This is a genomic window from Phyllobacterium pellucidum, assembly GCF_013327855.1.
Lineage (GTDB): Bacteria > Pseudomonadota > Alphaproteobacteria > Rhizobiales > Rhizobiaceae > Phyllobacterium > Phyllobacterium pellucidum.
The window spans coordinates 593744-609820 of record NZ_JABUMX010000001.1 but is presented as its reverse complement, the minus strand read 5'-3'; the positions used below and the strand labels follow the sequence as shown (position 1 = coordinate 609820).

19 protein-coding genes are annotated in these 16077 nt (G+C 58.3%); 10 read left to right on the top strand and 9 right to left on the bottom strand.

Going from position 1 to position 16077, the window contains the following annotated elements:
- Positions 1-48: 48 nt before the first annotated feature.
- Entirely contained in the window at positions 49-453 is a 405-nt protein-coding gene (gene msrB / locus HQ945_RS03015; protein WP_113282039.1) for a peptide-methionine (R)-S-oxide reductase MsrB, read from the bottom strand.
- A 398-nt stretch (positions 454-851) separates the two neighbouring features.
- On the opposite strand from msrB, the gene HQ945_RS03010 reads away from it, so the two are divergent.
- A complete protein-coding gene (locus HQ945_RS03010; protein WP_027229976.1) occupies positions 852-1289 on the top strand; it encodes a Ros/MucR family transcriptional regulator in 438 nt (145 codons plus the stop codon).
- A gap of 60 nt (positions 1290-1349) precedes the next feature.
- Here the strand turns inward: HQ945_RS03010 and HQ945_RS03005 are convergent, their stop codons facing one another.
- Complete coding sequence (locus HQ945_RS03005; RefSeq protein ID WP_113282082.1) at positions 1350-1661, bottom strand: cytoplasmic protein; 312 nt, start codon at positions 1659-1661, stop codon at positions 1350-1352.
- A gap of 205 nt (positions 1662-1866) precedes the next feature.
- Here HQ945_RS03005 and HQ945_RS03000 point away from each other — a divergent pair, with 205 nt between their 5' ends.
- The gene (locus HQ945_RS03000; RefSeq protein WP_091950116.1) at positions 1867-2319 is read left to right on the top strand and encodes a helix-turn-helix domain-containing protein; all 453 of its coding nucleotides are present in this window, start codon (positions 1867-1869) and stop codon (positions 2317-2319) included.
- On the top strand, positions 2319-3110 hold the full coding sequence (locus HQ945_RS02995) for a DUF6456 domain-containing protein (RefSeq protein WP_113282038.1): 792 nt from the start codon (positions 2319-2321) through the stop codon (positions 3108-3110). Before HQ945_RS03000 ends, HQ945_RS02995 begins: the two co-directional genes overlap by 1 nt.
- A 3-nt stretch (positions 3111-3113) precedes the next feature.
- Here the strand turns inward: HQ945_RS02995 and HQ945_RS02990 are convergent, their stop codons facing one another.
- Both HQ945_RS02990 and HQ945_RS02985 read right to left on the bottom strand, forming a co-directional pair.
- Positions 3114-3539 (bottom strand): SufE family protein, encoded by a 426-nt coding sequence (locus HQ945_RS02990; protein WP_113282037.1) that lies wholly within the window; start codon positions 3537-3539, stop codon positions 3114-3116.
- A gap of 225 nt (positions 3540-3764) precedes the next feature.
- Complete coding sequence (locus HQ945_RS02985; RefSeq protein WP_174207634.1) at positions 3765-4232, bottom strand: DUF5330 domain-containing protein; 468 nt, start codon at positions 4230-4232, stop codon at positions 3765-3767.
- 375 nt (positions 4233-4607) lie between these two features.
- Here HQ945_RS02985 and HQ945_RS23075 point away from each other — a divergent pair, with 375 nt between their 5' ends.
- From HQ945_RS23075 to HQ945_RS02970, 3 genes are read left to right on the top strand one after another with little or no spacing between them, the layout of a single operon-like run.
- A complete protein-coding gene (locus HQ945_RS23075; RefSeq protein ID WP_113282035.1) occupies positions 4608-6422 on the top strand; it encodes an ATP-binding protein in 1815 nt (604 codons plus the stop codon).
- Positions 6397-7269, top strand: a complete 873-nt coding sequence (locus tag HQ945_RS02975) for a peptidoglycan-binding domain-containing protein (RefSeq protein WP_113282034.1) — start codon at positions 6397-6399, stop codon at positions 7267-7269. Before HQ945_RS23075 ends, HQ945_RS02975 begins: the two co-directional genes overlap by 26 nt.
- A gap of 14 nt (positions 7270-7283) precedes the next feature.
- Positions 7284-7631 carry a DUF1491 family protein gene (locus HQ945_RS02970; protein ID WP_113282033.1) on the top strand — a complete coding sequence of 116 codons (348 nt, stop codon included), beginning with the start codon at positions 7284-7286 and terminating at the stop codon, positions 7629-7631.
- 30 nt (positions 7632-7661) lie between these two features.
- On the opposite strand, the gene HQ945_RS02965 is transcribed toward HQ945_RS02970, so the two are convergent.
- Both HQ945_RS02965 and HQ945_RS02960 read right to left on the bottom strand, forming a co-directional pair.
- A complete protein-coding gene (locus HQ945_RS02965) occupies positions 7662-8615 on the bottom strand; it encodes a DUF2336 domain-containing protein (protein WP_113282032.1) in 954 nt (317 codons plus the stop codon).
- A 410-nt stretch (positions 8616-9025) separates the two neighbouring features.
- Positions 9026-9424 (bottom strand): VOC family protein, encoded by a 399-nt coding sequence (locus tag HQ945_RS02960; RefSeq protein ID WP_113282030.1) that lies wholly within the window; start codon positions 9422-9424, stop codon positions 9026-9028.
- Positions 9425-9550: 126 nt separating this feature from the next.
- Here HQ945_RS02960 and HQ945_RS02955 point away from each other — a divergent pair, with 126 nt between their 5' ends.
- Positions 9551-9805, top strand: a complete 255-nt coding sequence (locus HQ945_RS02955) for a DUF7683 domain-containing protein (RefSeq protein WP_027229966.1) — start codon at positions 9551-9553, stop codon at positions 9803-9805.
- 170 nt (positions 9806-9975) lie between these two features.
- Here the strand turns inward: HQ945_RS02955 and HQ945_RS02950 are convergent, their stop codons facing one another.
- Genes HQ945_RS02950 through HQ945_RS02940 form a run of 3 tightly spaced genes read right to left on the bottom strand, consistent with a single transcriptional unit; the run spans position 9976 to position 13289 of the window.
- Positions 9976-10521 (bottom strand): DUF1254 domain-containing protein, encoded by a 546-nt coding sequence (locus HQ945_RS02950; RefSeq protein WP_113282029.1) that lies wholly within the window; start codon positions 10519-10521, stop codon positions 9976-9978.
- Positions 10514-11098 carry a DUF1214 domain-containing protein gene (locus HQ945_RS02945; RefSeq protein ID WP_027229964.1) on the bottom strand — a complete coding sequence of 195 codons (585 nt, stop codon included), beginning with the start codon at positions 11096-11098 and terminating at the stop codon, positions 10514-10516. Before HQ945_RS02945 ends, HQ945_RS02950 begins: the two co-directional genes overlap by 8 nt.
- 37 nt (positions 11099-11135) lie before the next feature.
- On the bottom strand, positions 11136-13289 hold the full coding sequence (locus HQ945_RS02940) for a transglycosylase domain-containing protein (protein ID WP_091919280.1): 2154 nt from the start codon (positions 13287-13289) through the stop codon (positions 11136-11138).
- Between the two features lie 276 nt (positions 13290-13565).
- On the opposite strand from HQ945_RS02940, the gene HQ945_RS02935 reads away from it, so the two are divergent.
- The 3 genes from HQ945_RS02935 to HQ945_RS02925 all read left to right on the top strand — a co-directional run bounded on the left by HQ945_RS02935 (position 13566) and on the right by HQ945_RS02925 (position 16057).
- Positions 13566-14195, top strand: coding sequence for a LysE family translocator (locus HQ945_RS02935; protein WP_113282028.1), 630 nt, complete (start codon positions 13566-13568; stop codon positions 14193-14195).
- A gap of 154 nt (positions 14196-14349) precedes the next feature.
- A complete protein-coding gene (locus HQ945_RS02930; protein WP_113282027.1) occupies positions 14350-14883 on the top strand; it encodes a hypothetical protein in 534 nt (177 codons plus the stop codon).
- Positions 14843-16057, top strand: a complete 1215-nt coding sequence (locus tag HQ945_RS02925) for a DNA-packaging protein (RefSeq protein ID WP_113282026.1) — start codon at positions 14843-14845, stop codon at positions 16055-16057. Before HQ945_RS02930 ends, HQ945_RS02925 begins: the two co-directional genes overlap by 41 nt.
- The last annotated feature ends 20 nt before the right edge of the window (positions 16058-16077 follow it).

Genomic DNA, 16077 nt, shown 5'->3' with positions numbered 1-16077 from the left:
CGGGCGGAAATACACGTGAAACTATGTGCAAGAAACGCCGGCGCCGCGTCAATCCTCATCGAAGACGAGCGCATTGCCGTTCATGCAATAGCGCACGCCCGTAGGCGGCGGCCCATCGGGAAAAGCGTGGCCGAGATGGGCGTCGCAGTCCGAGCACTTTATCTCCGTGCGCAGCATGCCGTAGGAGCGGTCCTCGACAGCAAAAACGGCCTCAGGCTCGATGGGCGCGTAGAAGCTCGGCCAACCTGTGCCCGAGTCATACTTTGTCTCGGAGCGGTAGAGCGGCCGGTCACAACAGACGCACTTGTAGGTCCCCTTCAACTTGCTGTCGAAGTTCGGACTGGAAAAAGCACGTTCCGTCCCGTGATTTCGCGTGATCTGGTATTGTTCGGGTGTCAACTGTTCACGCCACTGTGCGTCCGACTTGACGACCTTGAATGTTCTTGTGGTCATTGAGGGTTCCTTTTTACGCCAGATGTAGGCATGAACACTAGAATCGGCAATATCTGTTATTATAGAATGCTTGGGACGCAGACCGTTGTTCCTCATTTTTGCCATTTTTTTTCTTAGTGGTATGCCGCAAATCGCTGTCAGCATTCCCTAAGTGTTGTCGCACCTGTGGCCGGGCCTTGGCTTTCTTGCGTCCATCGTCGTTTGCGTCCTGTTAATCTCTATTCACGGGATTATTTGAAATATTTCTTTTTTGAACGAAGTATTGATTTGACAAATAAAATGCGTTCCGCAATAGAGTGTCATCAAAGGCGTTGGAGACCTCGCGTGTTCTCGACTTTATATTGGTGATTTTAATCTACCTACCGAGATAAAAAAATAGACGAAGGAATTGGACTTAGATGACCACGTTCGACAATTCAAACACAACTGCCGGCGACGTCCTGCTTGAACTCACTGCCGAACTGGTTGCTGCCTATGTCAGCAACAATTCGGTGCCAGCCGGTGACTTGCCTACTCTCATCGCCGACGTTCATGCTGCGCTCGGCCGAGTTGGGGGCAGCGTCGAAACAGTCGTTGCTGTTCAGGAAAAGCCGAAGCCGGCCATCAACCCGAAGAAGTCCGTTGCGGACGACTACATCGTCTGCCTCGAAGACGGCAAGAAGTTCAAGTCGTTGAAGCGTCACCTGATGACCCACTACAGCCTTACGCCGGAACAGTATCGCGAAAAGTGGGATTTGGACCCGTCCTATCCGATGGTCGCTCCGAACTATGCAGCAGCGCGTTCGCGCCTTGCCAAGAACATGGGCCTCGGTCGCAAGCGCAAGAAGGCTGCCTGATCGAGCAACGGGCGATATGCCACGCAGACGGAACGGCGCCGCAGGGCGCCGTTTTTGCATTCAAGCGGTGCGGATCTGTTTCTCCGGGTCACTGCTGCCGGAAAGCGATATTTTAAGCGTTTCAAGCGCCTCCTTCAGGCCAATATGGCGGTTAAGGTCATAACTCCAGTGGCCTGCGGCGCCCTTGAGGCGTTCGCGTTCGATCAGCCGCTTCAGCCGCTTGCACAAATGTTCCTTCTTCGCCGCGTCTAGCAATAGAACCGTACCCAGATCCTCGCCACAAAGAATTTGCAGCGCAAGTCGCTGTCGAGCATCGCTTGTCTCTTGCTCCTGCGATTTTAGAAATGCGATTTTCTGTCTGTTCCAATCGATCGCCGACACGCTTTGTCCCCTATGTTGTGGATCAAACGAGTATGCGCGATGACGCTGGGTGTAGGATTTATGTCCTCGCTTTTGGAGATTGAAGGCAAAAATACGATGTAAGTACAGATCCTTAAGATAGGCTGTCAGGAAAACTTATCCACGCACTTGAAGGGTCCAATATAAGAAGATATTCCTATTAGAAATTGGAGCCAGGATGTCTTCGAGTTTGCTCAATCTGATCCGTTCCGCCCCTGAGGCCAAGGCGATGATCCACTCGCTTCGGCCAAGGCGCGGTAAACCGAAGGTACCGGAGCTTGTGTCCATCGACGAGGAAGCGCCTCTTGACGAGCGGCTGCTCCAGGTTTGCGATGGCCTGATCGATATTCTTTCGACGTTCTTCAATGTGAGCGGCCGCGAACTGCGCTCACATTCACGCTGCGAGCGCCCGGTGGCAAGGGTTCGGCAGATCGGCATGTATGTCGCGCATGTGACGCTTGCTCTGACAATGAGCGAGGTAGGGCGCGCCTTCGGCCGCGACCGGAGCACGGTGAACCACGCGTGCCATCTTATCGAGGATATGCGCGAGGAGCTGGAGTTTGACCATATTGTCCAGACGATCGAGAACATCGTGAAGGTCGCATTCATGCGCGACGGGACGGTGCGCTGATGCGAGCAGCACACGATAAGAACCGCGAGTTGCGACTGTTGCGCTTTCTGGCTAAAGGCCCGGGTTTCCTCGTCGATCAAGCCGGAAATGGGCGGGTGACCCTGGAAAGCCGCGAGCACGGCGCGATTTCTGTCGAGCATGCCGCAGTCAAATCGGCACTAAGCAACGGCAGCGCGACACTGCGCGGAACGGAACTTTCCCTCAGCGAAGCCGGCAAAGCGCATTTGCGCCGGGTCGTCTTATCAGACGATCCTTTTGCCGGCCAGCATCGCGAAGAGACGACCATGGTCCTTGCTGACCGACATGGCACGTCCCAGGTACGCAGCAACCAGAGTGAATCGCCCCTTGCCACGCTCCGCAAGCGCAAAGATGCCGGCGGAGCGCCCTTTATCAACGACGAAGCGTTCAAGGCGGGCGAACGGCTGCGCGCGGACTACACGATTGGCAACCTGATGCCCTCAATCGGGGCAAATTGGGACGTTACGGGCAGCGCCTCGCGTTCAAACGGCGTCCTCGACATCACCGATGCGGCGCTTGCTGCCCGTCAGCGTGTCGAGCGCGCATTGGAAGCGGTGGGGCCGGAGCTTTCCGGCGTCCTGGTCGACGTCTGTTGCTTCTTGAAGGGGCTGGAGCTTGTCGAACGGGAACGGCAGTGGCCCGTCCGTTCGGCAAAGCTGATTTTAAGAACGGCGCTTGCTGCGCTTGACCGTCACTATCATCCGACAATGCCGTCACGGCGGAGCCAGCGCATCATTCACTGGGGAACCGAAGATTTCCGTCCAGCACTTTGAAGATTACGCTGCGGCGAGGGCAGCCTGCGCTTCGCTGCGGATCCGGCCGATCATGGCGCGCAGGCCATTCGACCGCTGCGGCGTGAGATGCTCGTCGAGCCCAAGCTTTTTCAAGATGGCGTCGGGATCGATCGCCATGATCTCAGATGCGCGCTTGCCCGAATAGAGCACCATCATGATGGCGACGAGGCCGCGAACGATATGCGCATCTGAATCGCCGAGAAAATCAATGACAGGATCCACGTCGCCATTCAGGGAGCTTTTCAGCCAAACCTGGCTGACGCATCCCCTCACCTTGTGGGCAGAATCGCGGGCGGAGTCGGGATAGGGCTTCAAGTCACGCCCGAGATCGATGACATAGCGATAGCGATCTTCCCAATCATCGAGAAAATCGAAATCAGCAATAATGTCGTCGATTGTCTGTGCCATGCCTTGGATCCTTTCAAGGCACATATAGGCAACCTGGCGGCAAACGTCACGGGATTAGAGCACGTCTTGCCTAGATAAAAACGGTTCTGCTTCTCGGATGGCGAGACAATCCACGCGGAAAGTGGGTGTCGCCACCCAGGCTCCCGAAGGGCAGGGTGAATTTGCCTTAAATCCATCGGGCGTCGGTTTCGTCCGATGGATGAAGCATTGGCCTCGCCACGCCGGCTAGTTTGGGACGACTGTACCGGTCTGCGCCTTCTTGTCGACGCTGGTTGAGGCTTCGCTCTGGCGGTCAGCGGCTTCGATCAATTCGCGCAATGCGAGTTCGCGCAATTTCGCCTTGATGGCATCGGCGCCTGCAACGGGCTTTGCGTCGCCATGAGCTGCGGCGACCGCGGCGTCCGGCCGGGGCACGTCCTTGCCGAGTTGTGTGTCGAGATAGTCGTAACCTGCCTTGGCAACGTCGCCGGCGCGTTCGCCGGCATTGGCGAAGGCGGCTTTACCTGTCTCGCAGGCCTGCGGCTTGCGGTTGCAGAAATCGCCAAGGTCGACAATGGCTTCCCGTGCAGCCGTGAAAGCTTCGAGCGGACCAGGCTGGTTGCCGCCGTGCTCGTCCTTCGCCGGCGGAATGAACAGCGATACCAGCATCATCCAGAAGCAGAACTTGATTGCAAATCTGATCAGGAAACCCATTCCTTTTCCTTTGCCCGATCCCCAGTGGTGGCGTTTTATGGGATAAGCCTGCCACACAACCGGCAAGAACTCGTTGCGGCAAACCTCCGAATTTGAGCGATCATAGAAACGAAGGATTAAGAATTCTTCGAAGCGGAACTGCATACTTACGATTCGAAAAGGAAGCGCGGCGGCCAAGGGCAACCCTTCATTTACCATGCCCGCCACAATCGCTCGAAACGGGACACAACCGGTCGGGGCATGGCCCGCTTTATCCTTTCCTTAAAGCCTCGTCTGCAAAAGTTAACGCCGACAAGAATGTTGCAAGCGACATTCGGAAAATGACCGCATTTCATCCGGCTTAGGCCGGAACGTGCGGAAAGCAGGAAAAAGCTGGTGCCGATTCATTCCGTCATTCGATCCAGTATTGTCGAGACCTATGATCGTCTCTGCAAGCGCTGGGTAAATGCATCCGTCGTGGACGCGGCGGAACGAGCACGCGACGCACGCATCGCCGGCAGCATGTTTGCGATGCCGTTGCTTCTGGCGGTACCCATGCTGACGACTCACCCTTTGACGAATGATATCGCAGTCATCGTGAGCCTCGTCGTCGGGGTTCTGGCATTGCCGATGATCTTCTGCGGCGCACTGTCGATTTCGCGAAAGAGCGCGACTGTCGGCGCGGCTGCGTTACTTGTGTACGGCGCGGCGATTGCCGCCATCAGCGTCAGCGCAGGATCGGCCAGCCTGCTCTTGTGGCTGATGACGGCAGCGATCCCGCTCGAGACATGGTTCGTCCATAAATCCAGGACTGCGCTGGGAGTGGCCGGCTGCACTGCCGGAGCGGTCCTTGTTGTCCTTTCGATTGTGGCATTCGAGAACGGCGGTTTGGTGGCCCTTTCTGCACCTGTCCTTCTCGCATCGCTTGGCTATATGGGCATCCTGCTGGCCCGGACGGGCATTGCGCTTTCCCGCCATGCACGGTCGGCACGCCGCGACGATCGCATCGCCGATCTCGAAAGCGTCATCGAAGGTGTAGTGATCAGGCTTGCGACGGATGGAACGGTCGAGTGCCTTTCGCCCCGGGCGCAGGAACAGTTCGGCATTGCGCGCAACCTGCTCATCGGCACAGCTTTGATGGAGAGAGTGCACGTTTCGGACCGTGTGCAGTACGCAAATTTCCTCGCGGATCTGAAGGGAGGCGCGCCCGTCGCCACCGCCGATGTGAAGCTGCGCAGCGTCGCAGCAGGTGAAACGTCGAAGCATGCGCACACTATCCGCTTTGCCACGCACCATCTGCGCGCGGTTCCGCACAGCGAAGGCAGGGGTTTCCTCGTGGTTGCCACGGATATCGCCCAGGCCGTTGCCGACAGGAACGCACTTGCCCATGCGCGCCGCGAGGTTGAAACCGCTGAAATCGCCAAAAGCCGGTTTCTTTCTTCGGTCAGCCACGAATTGCGCACACCGCTGAATTCGATCATCGGCTTCTCGGACCTGCTGCTTCAGGAAATCTGCGGCAAGCTGCCGGATTCGCGCCAGCGCGAATATGTCGAACTGGTGCACCGTTCGGGAACGCATCTCCTTTCGGTTGTGAATGCCATCCTCGACGTTTCGAAGATCGAAGCCGGGACCTATCCCATCGTCACCGAGCGTTTCGCCTTCAAGGATGCCGTGACGATGGTCCATGACATGATGGCGCACCAGGCCGCGCAGAAGGGCGTGACTTTGTGCGACCGTGTCAGCCCGCGGGTCGGGACTGTGGTTGCAGACCGGCGTGCCATCAATCAGGTGCTGATCAATCTCGTGTCGAATGCTGTCAAGTTCACGGAGAGCGGCGGCGTGGTTACGATCGATGCGCTCATCGAAGATGAAATGCTGGCCTTCTCCATCAGCGATACGGGGATCGGCATTCTGGAAGCTGACCTGAAGACGCTGGGCCAGCCCTTCCGGCAGGTTCAGAACGATTACACGCGCAAACACGAAGGTACCGGTCTCGGTCTTGCGACCGTCAAGGGCCTCGTCGGCCTGCACGGCGGCAGCCTCAACATCAAGAGCACTCCGGGCGAGGGCACTGTCGTCGATGTACGCATCCCGCTCGAAGGTCCGCAAATGGAAGATCATATCGAGGATGAGGCGGCAAACGTGGTCGAGTTCAGGATTGATAGCGATATGAGGGGAGGTTCCCATGCCGAAACCCGTAAATCGGCCTAAGAAGCGGCGCGCCCCGAAGCGCGGACGGGTAACGATGGTTCTGCTGGCCGCCGGCGGGTTGGTGGCGAGCAATCCGGCCATCGCCGGTGGCACGACCGCCTTCCTGGTGACGCTCGGCTTCATCTCTGCCAATGCGCTCTGGTATCAGCCGCACGTGCATGATGGTGTGTTCTTCCGCACAAGGCCGGAGCTCGTTTTCAAGCCGATCAAGCAGCAAGCGAACCCGCTCGGCAAGGCCTCCGATAACTCGGACAATCAGCCAATGGATGCGCCGATCCGCAAGGTGACGTCGGTTCCCGTTCCCCAGAGCCAGGATCCGATTGCCGCCGCCATCAATGGCGATCCGGTGCTGGCGCCCGGCGGCGATCCCGAGGTTGCCAAGCTGCAGCAAAAGCTGCTGGCGCTTGGGCTCTACACCGGCACGGTTGATGGCATTTCCGGCAAGGGTACCCGGGCGGCTATCGAAGCCTATCGCAAGGCAGCCGCCGAAATCGGCATCGATACCGAGGCAACTGTCGATAAGCCCAGCGAAACGACGGCGAGCATTGCGGTTCCGGCTAAGAAGCCGGCCCAGACCGAAGAAGTGACCGTCCAGAAAATATCTACAAATCCCGCGCAGGATGTCGCCGCGAGCAGTGCAGCCGGCGGCCTTTCCCCCGCCGAGATAGTGCGCGTGCAGGCGGGCCTGCGGGCATTCGGGAATGATATGGTGGAGATCGATGGCAAGGTTGGCGCATCGACCAAGGCTGCCGTAAGCGAGTTTCAGAAACTGTTCCGACTTCCGGTGACGGGAGAGCCTGATACGAAACTGCTTGCCAAGATGCAGGAAATCGGCCTGATCAACTGATTGGAGCCTAAAAAATGCGTCTTACATCAGAGTTCTGGGTTTCGGCGCTCGTGCGCCGCGTCAATAATAGCGGTGCGTTCGCGGCGCTCTCCAACAAGGGCGCTGCCGAGGCGGGTGCGATCTTCATCAAGTTCCGCAATGCCGACGGGACCTATGACCTCTTCGGTCCGGCGCCGCAAATGGCCTATGACGAAACGAAGCCGCAGGAGCGTTTGTTTTCTGCCCTCAGGCAAGGTGTGGAAGAGACCACAGCCGATGCCGACCTCGAAAAGCAGAAGCGCTGGGACCGTGATCTTTGGGTCGTCGAGATTGAGGACTACCGCGACGATCGCGCCGGACTCTTCCCGATTTCTCCAGAGTAATCTGGGGGTAGGGCGCTTGATAGAAACGCTCTAAGACACCCGGCGTCTGCCGTCTTCGTAATCCTCGGCCATCTCGCGCAGCTTTTGCCGCAGCTTTTCCGAGTTTTCAGCGGTTTTCCAGCGATCGACGGTCGCCTGCGCCTTGTCGCGGTCGATCTGGCGATAAGACTGGATAAACAGGCGCAGGGATCGCAGATCCTTGTGCACCAGGCCGAAGAGCCCGGTAAGGACCAGATGTGCCGCTTCCGCTGAAAGGCCAAGCGACGCCAGAGCAATGGTCAATTCGGCATTCAATCCGTGGCCGGTGATTTTTCGTGCCGTCTCGACATCAAGGTTAAGCGCGATGGCCAACTCCCGTTCGAACGACATCGTCTCGTCAAGCAGTGCAGCATCGACAAGGTGGTTGGCGAGCGTGCCTTCATCGGACAAGGCAGCATCGCGCATCAGAGCCTTCAGCGCTTCGCGGGTTTCGCGCAGCCGGGGCGATTCTGGCGCGACCGCTGCATCATCAATCGGCGCATCGTCGTCGAGGTCGAAATGAGATTTGATCTCGAGCGCATTGTCTATGGCCGTATCCTTGAAGCTGCGCAGGACACCCAGAAGTTGCGGATCATCCGATCGCCGGCGGGCTATGACCCGGGCGTGCGAGATCCCCTTGTGGGTTATGATGTCGATGAGGTCCTTTGGCGTGAGCAGCGGCGAGCGCAGCAATAGCGTTGCCGAGATATCGATGTCGTCCTCGGCAAGGGCCAGGATCAGGCGCTTCGGTGCGTGCGGAATTTCCGACAAGGCAGCAGCCGCATGGCGACGGACGCGCGGCGAGGCGAGGGCGAGCAGGGGAACGGCAAGGTCTTCGAGTTGCTGTGCGTCGCTCCGTGCTGGCCTTGCGATGCAGCAGAAAGCGGTAATCGATGCGGTGAGGAGATCGTCAGCCTTGCTGCCGCCGTTGCGGTCTTCAAGCGCCCGAAACTCAGGATACTTCACGAACACACTCCACTCGGAACACAACGCGGTTAAACAATGGCTAAAATTAGCCGCCAAGCGTTAGCAAGCCGTTAACCATCGGTATGTCTAATGAAATTATGGCGCAGTTCTTGCGCGCGTAGGCATCGGAGTATCCAGGGAGACCAACCAGAGACCGATACGGATGAAGTCATGGGATTTGTCATAGCATTTCCAGGCAGCACCACCAGCAAGCGCCGGCCTAGCGCAGAGATAAATCGGCACCACCAGGCCGAAATCACGATCTTTCCGGGCGTGCGCTACGAACGCTATGCGCCTGAGCCGCCAAAGCGCGCCAAACCAAAACCAAATCGCAGGTTCCTTGATCCGGCGCCCCAGCCGGGGTAGTCGGCACAGCGTGATACGATAGTTTAGGATCTGCACTGAGCTCGCTATTCGGCTGATTTGCAGATTGCCTCAAGATGATATCCGTTGGGGTCGATCAGATAGGAGGCAAAGTAATTCTCTCCGTAGTGAGGGCGCAAACCGGGCGCTCCGTTGTCACGGCCACCTGCAACTATTCCCGCTTGGTGAAACAGCACAACAGCCTGTCTGTTGGGAGCTGCGAATGCAAGGTGACAACCTGCCCAGGGCACAGTCAAACGCTCCGCTGTAAGCTTGATGCAGAATTTGTCACCACCGCCGGGTAAGCCGTACCCGATGGCTTGATGGGGATCGTTCGGAGTTAAATCCTCCCAGACACGCACGTAGCCAAGCGCTGTTAGAGCAGCGTCGTAGAATGTGGAAGCGCGCTCCATATCAGGAACACCGAATGAAATATGATGTAACATTTCCAAAGTCCCAAACGAGTACTAGAACGATTATGCAGAATGCCACAATGCCGGCCCCCCCAAGCAACTTTCTCGTAGGGTTGGTGCGATCGCAGGACAGGCAGCAGACAGAGCCACCAGAATTACGTGAACTTGAGGAGAATTACAGTGCCAAGGTACATCAGTCTATACGAGAAAACTGGAAATAATCTCGTTAACCGGATGAACCTTATGCGCGACGATCACGAGTTTTTCCAAGCGTTATTTGGTAATCCCATCGATGATCCTCTGGTGTACGATAGCTATCGAATAGATGAGGAGATCAACCTTAAAATTTTCCATAAGATGAGCGTCATGGTCGATATTGTTACCTATGATTGCTACGTGGAGTTTGCAGCGTAGAGTGACAAATCGTTGGAACTCTTGTTTAGGCTGCAAGAGGCAGAAAAACTCGTCCAGCTCAGGACAATCGACGTTTTCTGCTGCATGTCCTGCGTGTTCGCAACATCCGCAGCGTTTCCAGCATTGGCAGCGGCAAAACTACGCCTCCATACTTTGCCAACAGGCCCTGGTTAAAGCAGCGGCGTGCAGGCCGCGCTGTCAAGAAACGCCGTTACCTGGCTCTGCCACGAGGCGTCCGGTATGAAACTGCGCACGACCACAAAACCCTCATCCATGTCCGCTTCGATAAGGACCGAATTCTCGGCGGACTCGGGCTTGGTCTTGTTGAGCTCGATCATTTGCAGGGGCGTTGCCACGACAAGGTCGAGCTGGTCGGCGATCGCCGTGCGGTCGTTGATCGAATAAAGGTTTTCGCCTTGCCGATTGTAGACTGAAATAGACCAGTAGGGTGTCGTTCCAAGGCCGGTAATGTGCGCGGGCAGATCCGTGATGTCGAAGCGGCAGACGGATGCCTGGAACAGCGGATCGAAGGCGAGGGGAACCATCCCCGGCGCTCCGTCGCGGGTGACGCGATGGAACTGCCAATCGTCGCCATAGGCGGCGACCCGGGACCAGCTGTTGCGGTCGGAGTAATAGGGCACCAGCAGCACCACCACGAGGTGGATGAGGGCGGCACCGACAAGGCCAAACAGGATTGCACGAAGAAACCTAGCCATCGCACCCGATCCTCGTAACCGTCGGGAATGCCATATTGACCAGACCGGAATTGCCGGCGATCGGAGTGTCATAGAGCGTCATGACGAGCACCATGCGTCCGCCGCCGCTAGTGGCCAGCCAGTTGCCCGGTTGCGCCGTCGGCGAAACGCTGATGCTGAAACCGCCATCATCATTGCGAAATATCTGCCGCGAGTGCAGCGCGGGGAGTTTGTCCTTGCCTGGCTCGAGCGAGGTCAGCGCGCGGTCGGCGGCATAAAGTGTCCAGAAACGGGTGTTTGGTGTATTTCCTTCCACCTTGTACGTGCAGCGCCGATCCAGCGTTTTGCCCTCATTGTCGCTATAGGCGTAGAAGACGAGGCCCTCGGTGCCGCCCAGCGGAAAGGCGCCTTCGCGCGCCGCCCGCGCTTTCGCATAAGGATCGGAGAGGGGCGTGCCAGCATCGGGATGCGCCGTCCATTGTCCGATGGCGAGCGAACCGAAGCCGTCGAAACGGCTCACCGCATACCATGCGCTCAGCGTTCCGCCGCCGACGGCAATCACAAGCGCAAGGAGGGCAAGGAGAACATTGCGAAGCATGAATACGATGACTACACGGGCGTGCTCGGGGACGCAATCAAAGCACCGAGACCTTTTCGGGCGGGACCGGCAGTTTCAATTGCGGGGCGGCTTTCAGGGCCTGTCCGATCTCGCGCACGGCCGTAGCGGTCGCCCCTGAAAGGACCCGCGGCCGTTCGATGGCGGTCAGGGCATCGGCGTCATCGTCGGCGGCCTTTTGCTTGGCCTCGGCGACCTTCTCCTGTTTCGGCATGGTCGGGTCAATCCCTGGTATGGCCTTGAGTTCGATGTTCTGATGCGCGTAGTTCATGAAGCGCTGCCAGGTCATTGCAGGAAGGATGCCGCCCGTGAGTTCCTTGGTCGGGGTGAAATTATCGTTCCCGAACCATACGGCTGCCGTGTAGTTGCCGGTGAATCCGACGAACCAGGCGTCACGATAGCTCTGCGTCGTGCCAGTCTTGCCGGCAACGCGCGTCATGGATAGCGCCGCACGCCGACCGGTGCCCCATTCCGGCACCTGAGCCAACATGATGTTCATATTGTTGTTGGCCGTCTCGGAAAGAACGCGGTGCGGTTTCTCGCCATCCTTCTTCCAGTCCCAAAGCACGTCGCCATTCTGACTGAGGATTTGCGTAAAGGGATGCCGCATCCCGGCAATGCCCCCGGTGGCAAAGACGTTATAGCCGGTCGCCTGGTCGAGCACCGTCATGCCGGATGTGCCGAGGACCATGGTCTTGTGCGAACTGATCGGCGATTCGACCCCCATTGCCTTGGCGAGTGCAACGATGGGCGCGGTCGTCAGATAATCCTTGGCAAGCCGGACGGGCACCGTATTGATGGATTTGACCAGCGCCGTCGTCAGGTCGATCTTGCCGAGATATTGCCGCGAATAATTCTGGGGCGACCAGTTGCCCCAGGAGACGGCGCCGCCGGACACCAGCGTCTTCGGTGTCATGCCCTTTTCCATCGCGGCGGCATAGACATATGGCTTGAACGACGATCCCGCCTGACGCTGCGCCGCAGTCGCGCGGTTGAACTGGCTTTCGCCGTAGTCGCGTCCGCCGACGATTGCCCGCACAGCGCCATTGTTTTCAAGAACGACGATGGCCGCTTGCGTGACGTTGTATTCCTTGCCGTACTGGCGAAGGTGATACTCGGCTGACTCTTCGGCCGCCTTCTGGATGCCCATGTCGATTGTTGTCCGCACTACGAGCGTATGTGTCGGCAACTTCTGGGCGACCTTGCGCACTTCGTCGAAAGTCCAGTCGAGGAAATAGTCCGGACTCTCGGACCGGCCGCGATCGACGACGGTTGCCGGGTTGCGGCGGGCGCCTACCACCTGGCCTTCCGTCATCAGCCCACCCTGGACAAGGTTCGTCAGCACGACATTGGCGCGGGCGCGGGCCGCTGGCAGGTTTACGTGCGGTGCATATTTGGCGGGCGCCTTGAAGAGGCCGGCCAGCATCGCCGCTTCCGCAAGATTGACGTCCTTGATGCTTTTGCCGAAGTAGAACTGCGACGCGGCCGCGATGCCGAAGGTGCCACCGCCCATATAGGCCCGGTCCAGATAGGTCTGGAGGATTTCCTTCTTGGTGAGGTTCGATTCGAGCCAAAGGGCAAGGAAGGCTTCCTTGATCTTGCGGTCGAGGCTGCGTTCGTTGGTAAGGAAAAGGTTCTTGGCAAGCTGCTGGGTGATCGTCGAGCCGCCCTGCACCACGGAATTGGCGCGCAGGTTTTCTGTCATGGCGCGCGACAGGCCGAGGAAATCAATACCGAAATGATCGAAAAAACGCCGGTCCTCGGTGGCTAGGACCGCTTTGATGACGTGATCCGGCAATTCATCGATAGGAACGGCGCTGCGATGGAGAATACCGCGCTGGCCGATCTCATTGCCATAGCGGTCGAGAAACGTCACCGCAAAGTCGTCGCGCGTGCGCCAGTTCTTCTCGGTTTCGTGAAAGGCGGGAATGGCAAGCGTCAGCATGACGACCGACCCCGCGGTGCCCCAGGTAAAGCCTTCGCCCAGCAATTCTATGATGACGCGTCGCCAGCCGGTGACATGGAACCGGCGAAAGAAAATCGTCGTATCTTCCCAGAACTCGACGAGGCGAAAACGCAATTCGTAAAGGGTTGAATCGATCCAGGCATCAAGGCCCAGCAGCGGCGAGACCTTGAATCGCTTCCGTTCTTTGCCTGGCCTGGGCTCTTCCATGAGTTCTTGCCTGCCCTACGCTTGGCACGTCCACCCTGATTGGACATGGTGTAGCGGATTACATTTAACAGCTTCTTAGGACGGCTGTTTTGCAGAGATTATATGGTGGCTTCTTAGACTAAAGAATACCGCTTTTATGACTAAGGCCACAAGACGCGACGAGCCGCGCAAGTTGATTTGATCGAGGAGTGTTGCCGAAGCGCAAGCCTGCAAATTGCGCTTGCAATTGGTAGCCACCGGTGGATTGATGCCATTTTTTAATCGAGGATGGTACGCATGTCGATTGAACATTGGCTCGCATTCGTTGCGGCATCTGCAATTCTCCTGGCCATTCCCGGCCCCACCATCCTTCTTGTCATCTCTTACGCACTCGGCCATGGCCGCCGCTTTGCCGTGGCAACGGTTGCCGGCGTCGCGCTTGGCGATTTTACCGCGATGACAGCTTCAATGCTCGGCCTTGGCGCCCTGCTTGCCGCCTCCGCAACGATCTTCACCGTCCTCAAATGGGTGGGCGCAGCCTATCTGATTTATCTCGGCATCAAGCTCTGGCGAGCGCCTGTTTCCAATCCTGGTGGCGGCGATGCGGCGGTCAAGGAGGAGAAGGCGCTGCCGGTCTTTCTTCATGCCTATGTCGTCACCGCTCTCAACCCGAAGAGCATCATCTTCTTCGTTGCGTTCCTGCCGCAGTTCCTCGACCTGTCGCGTCCCGTACTCGGCCAGATGGTCATCTTCGAGACGACGTTCCTGCTTTTGGCAACGCTGAACGCCGGCACATATGCGCTGATGGCATCCATGGCCCGCCACACGATCCGCAAACCAAAGGTACAGCGCATCGTCAATCGCTCCGGCGGATCGCTGATGATTGGCGCTGGTATGCTGGCTCTGGGTTGGCACAAGGCGGCCTAGAAAGAAAAAATTCATATATAGGAAAATAGTCCTTGACTGCGTAACGGTCGTCCTGTAGGTTCTGGTCATCGTCGAAAATGTGACTTCAGCGCTCCGCAGGGCAGCATCGCCCTGCGATCGTTGACGGTTCGCAAAGCGATCTCTCAGGACATTCATGGCCTTTTCCTCGTCCGTCATGCGGCGGCGGAGCGCAGTTGCGCTCTGCCGTGACTATGGCATTTCATCAGCCGAGATCGCACCGTTGTTCGGGGAGGACGAAGCGCAGTTCCTGCGCGCCCTGAAGCGCCATGGGTTGTCCGGCGGAGGGTTCGAACAAAAGAGCCGGCAATTGCGGCTCGCCGAGAAGATCATGAACCTCTTGCAAAAAGAGGTGGAAGCGCTGACTGCGCTCGAGGAAGACAGCCTCAGCAAGACCAAACTCGACACGCTGGCGTTGCTCACCCGCACCATCGAAAAGGTGGGCGATCTCCAGGAACGATTTGCCGCCGTAAGACTCGAAGCCGTTGGCGGGCTCAGCACCGACGAATTGCGCAACGTCCTGACGCGCATTGACGAGAGGATCGATGAACTTGCGGAAATGCGGGCAAGAGAATTGGTCCAGATCCAATCTGAACGAACGGGAGACGAGAGCCGCGGTCCGGGAATGGATGATCCAGGGGCGCGATGCACAACAGCCGCCACGCGGTGAATGGCACGCATGGCTGATATTCGGCGGGCGCGGCTCCGGCAAGACACGGATGGGTGCAGAATGGGTCAACGGCATGGTTCACGCACTTCCGCCCTTTTCCACGGTCAAATCCGGTAATATCGCACTTGTCGGCGAAACCCTTGCCGACGTGCGCGAAATCATGATCGACGGACCTTCGGGGATCATGGCGGTGTCGCGGGCCGAGCGTCCGCGCTTCGAAGCAAGCCGCCGCCGGCTTCTCTGGGCTAATGGCGCGACGGCCTCGATGTTCTCCTCGGAGGATCCGGATAGCCTGCGCGGCCCGCAATTCGACGCCGCCTGGTGCGATGAACTGGCGAAATGGCGCAATCTGCAGGAGACCTGGGACATGCTGCAATTCGGATTGCGGCTCGGCACGAAGCCGCGTCAGGTTATCACGACGACGCCGCGTCCTTTGCCGCTCCTGAAAGACATGATCGCCGATCCGGCAATTCCGGTCTGGCGCATGCGAACCGAAGAGAATGCGGCGAACCTCGCCCCGGGCTTTATCGATCATGTCAGCGAACTATATGGCGGAACGCGTCTCGGCCGACAGGAACTTGATGGTGAACTGATCGAGGACAACCCCGACGCCCTGTGGTCGCGCCCATTGCTGGAGAAGATCCACTGTCCTGATGTGCCGGATCTGAAGCGCATCGTTGTGGCTATCGATCCGCCGGCAAGCGCGAACAAGAAGTCGGATGCCTGCGGGATCGTCGCCGCAGGCCTCGATGGCGCCGGCATCGCCTGGGTACTGGCCGATGCTAGCCTTGCCCCGGCGAAGCCGCACGAGTGGGCGAGGCGGGCAATTGCACTCTTTCACCGCCTTGAAGCGGACCTCATCATCGCCGAGGTCAACCAGGGTGGCGATATGGTCGCGGCGGTTATCTCGGCTGAGGATGTGGCAGTACCGGTGCGTTCCGTACGGGCCAATCGCGGCAAGGCTTTGCGCGCCGAACCGATGGCTGCGCTCTACCAACAGGGAAGGGTGCGTCACGCCGGGCGGTTCCGGCAATTGGAGGACGAGATGTGCGATTTCACCGCCTCCGGTCTATCGAGCGGACGTTCGCCCGATCGTGTGGACGCCCTGGTCTGGGCGCTGGGCGATCTGTTCCGTCGCCGCGACGGCAGTCCGCGCGTGCGCGTCGTGGCCTAACGGCGACTGCCTCAATTCAA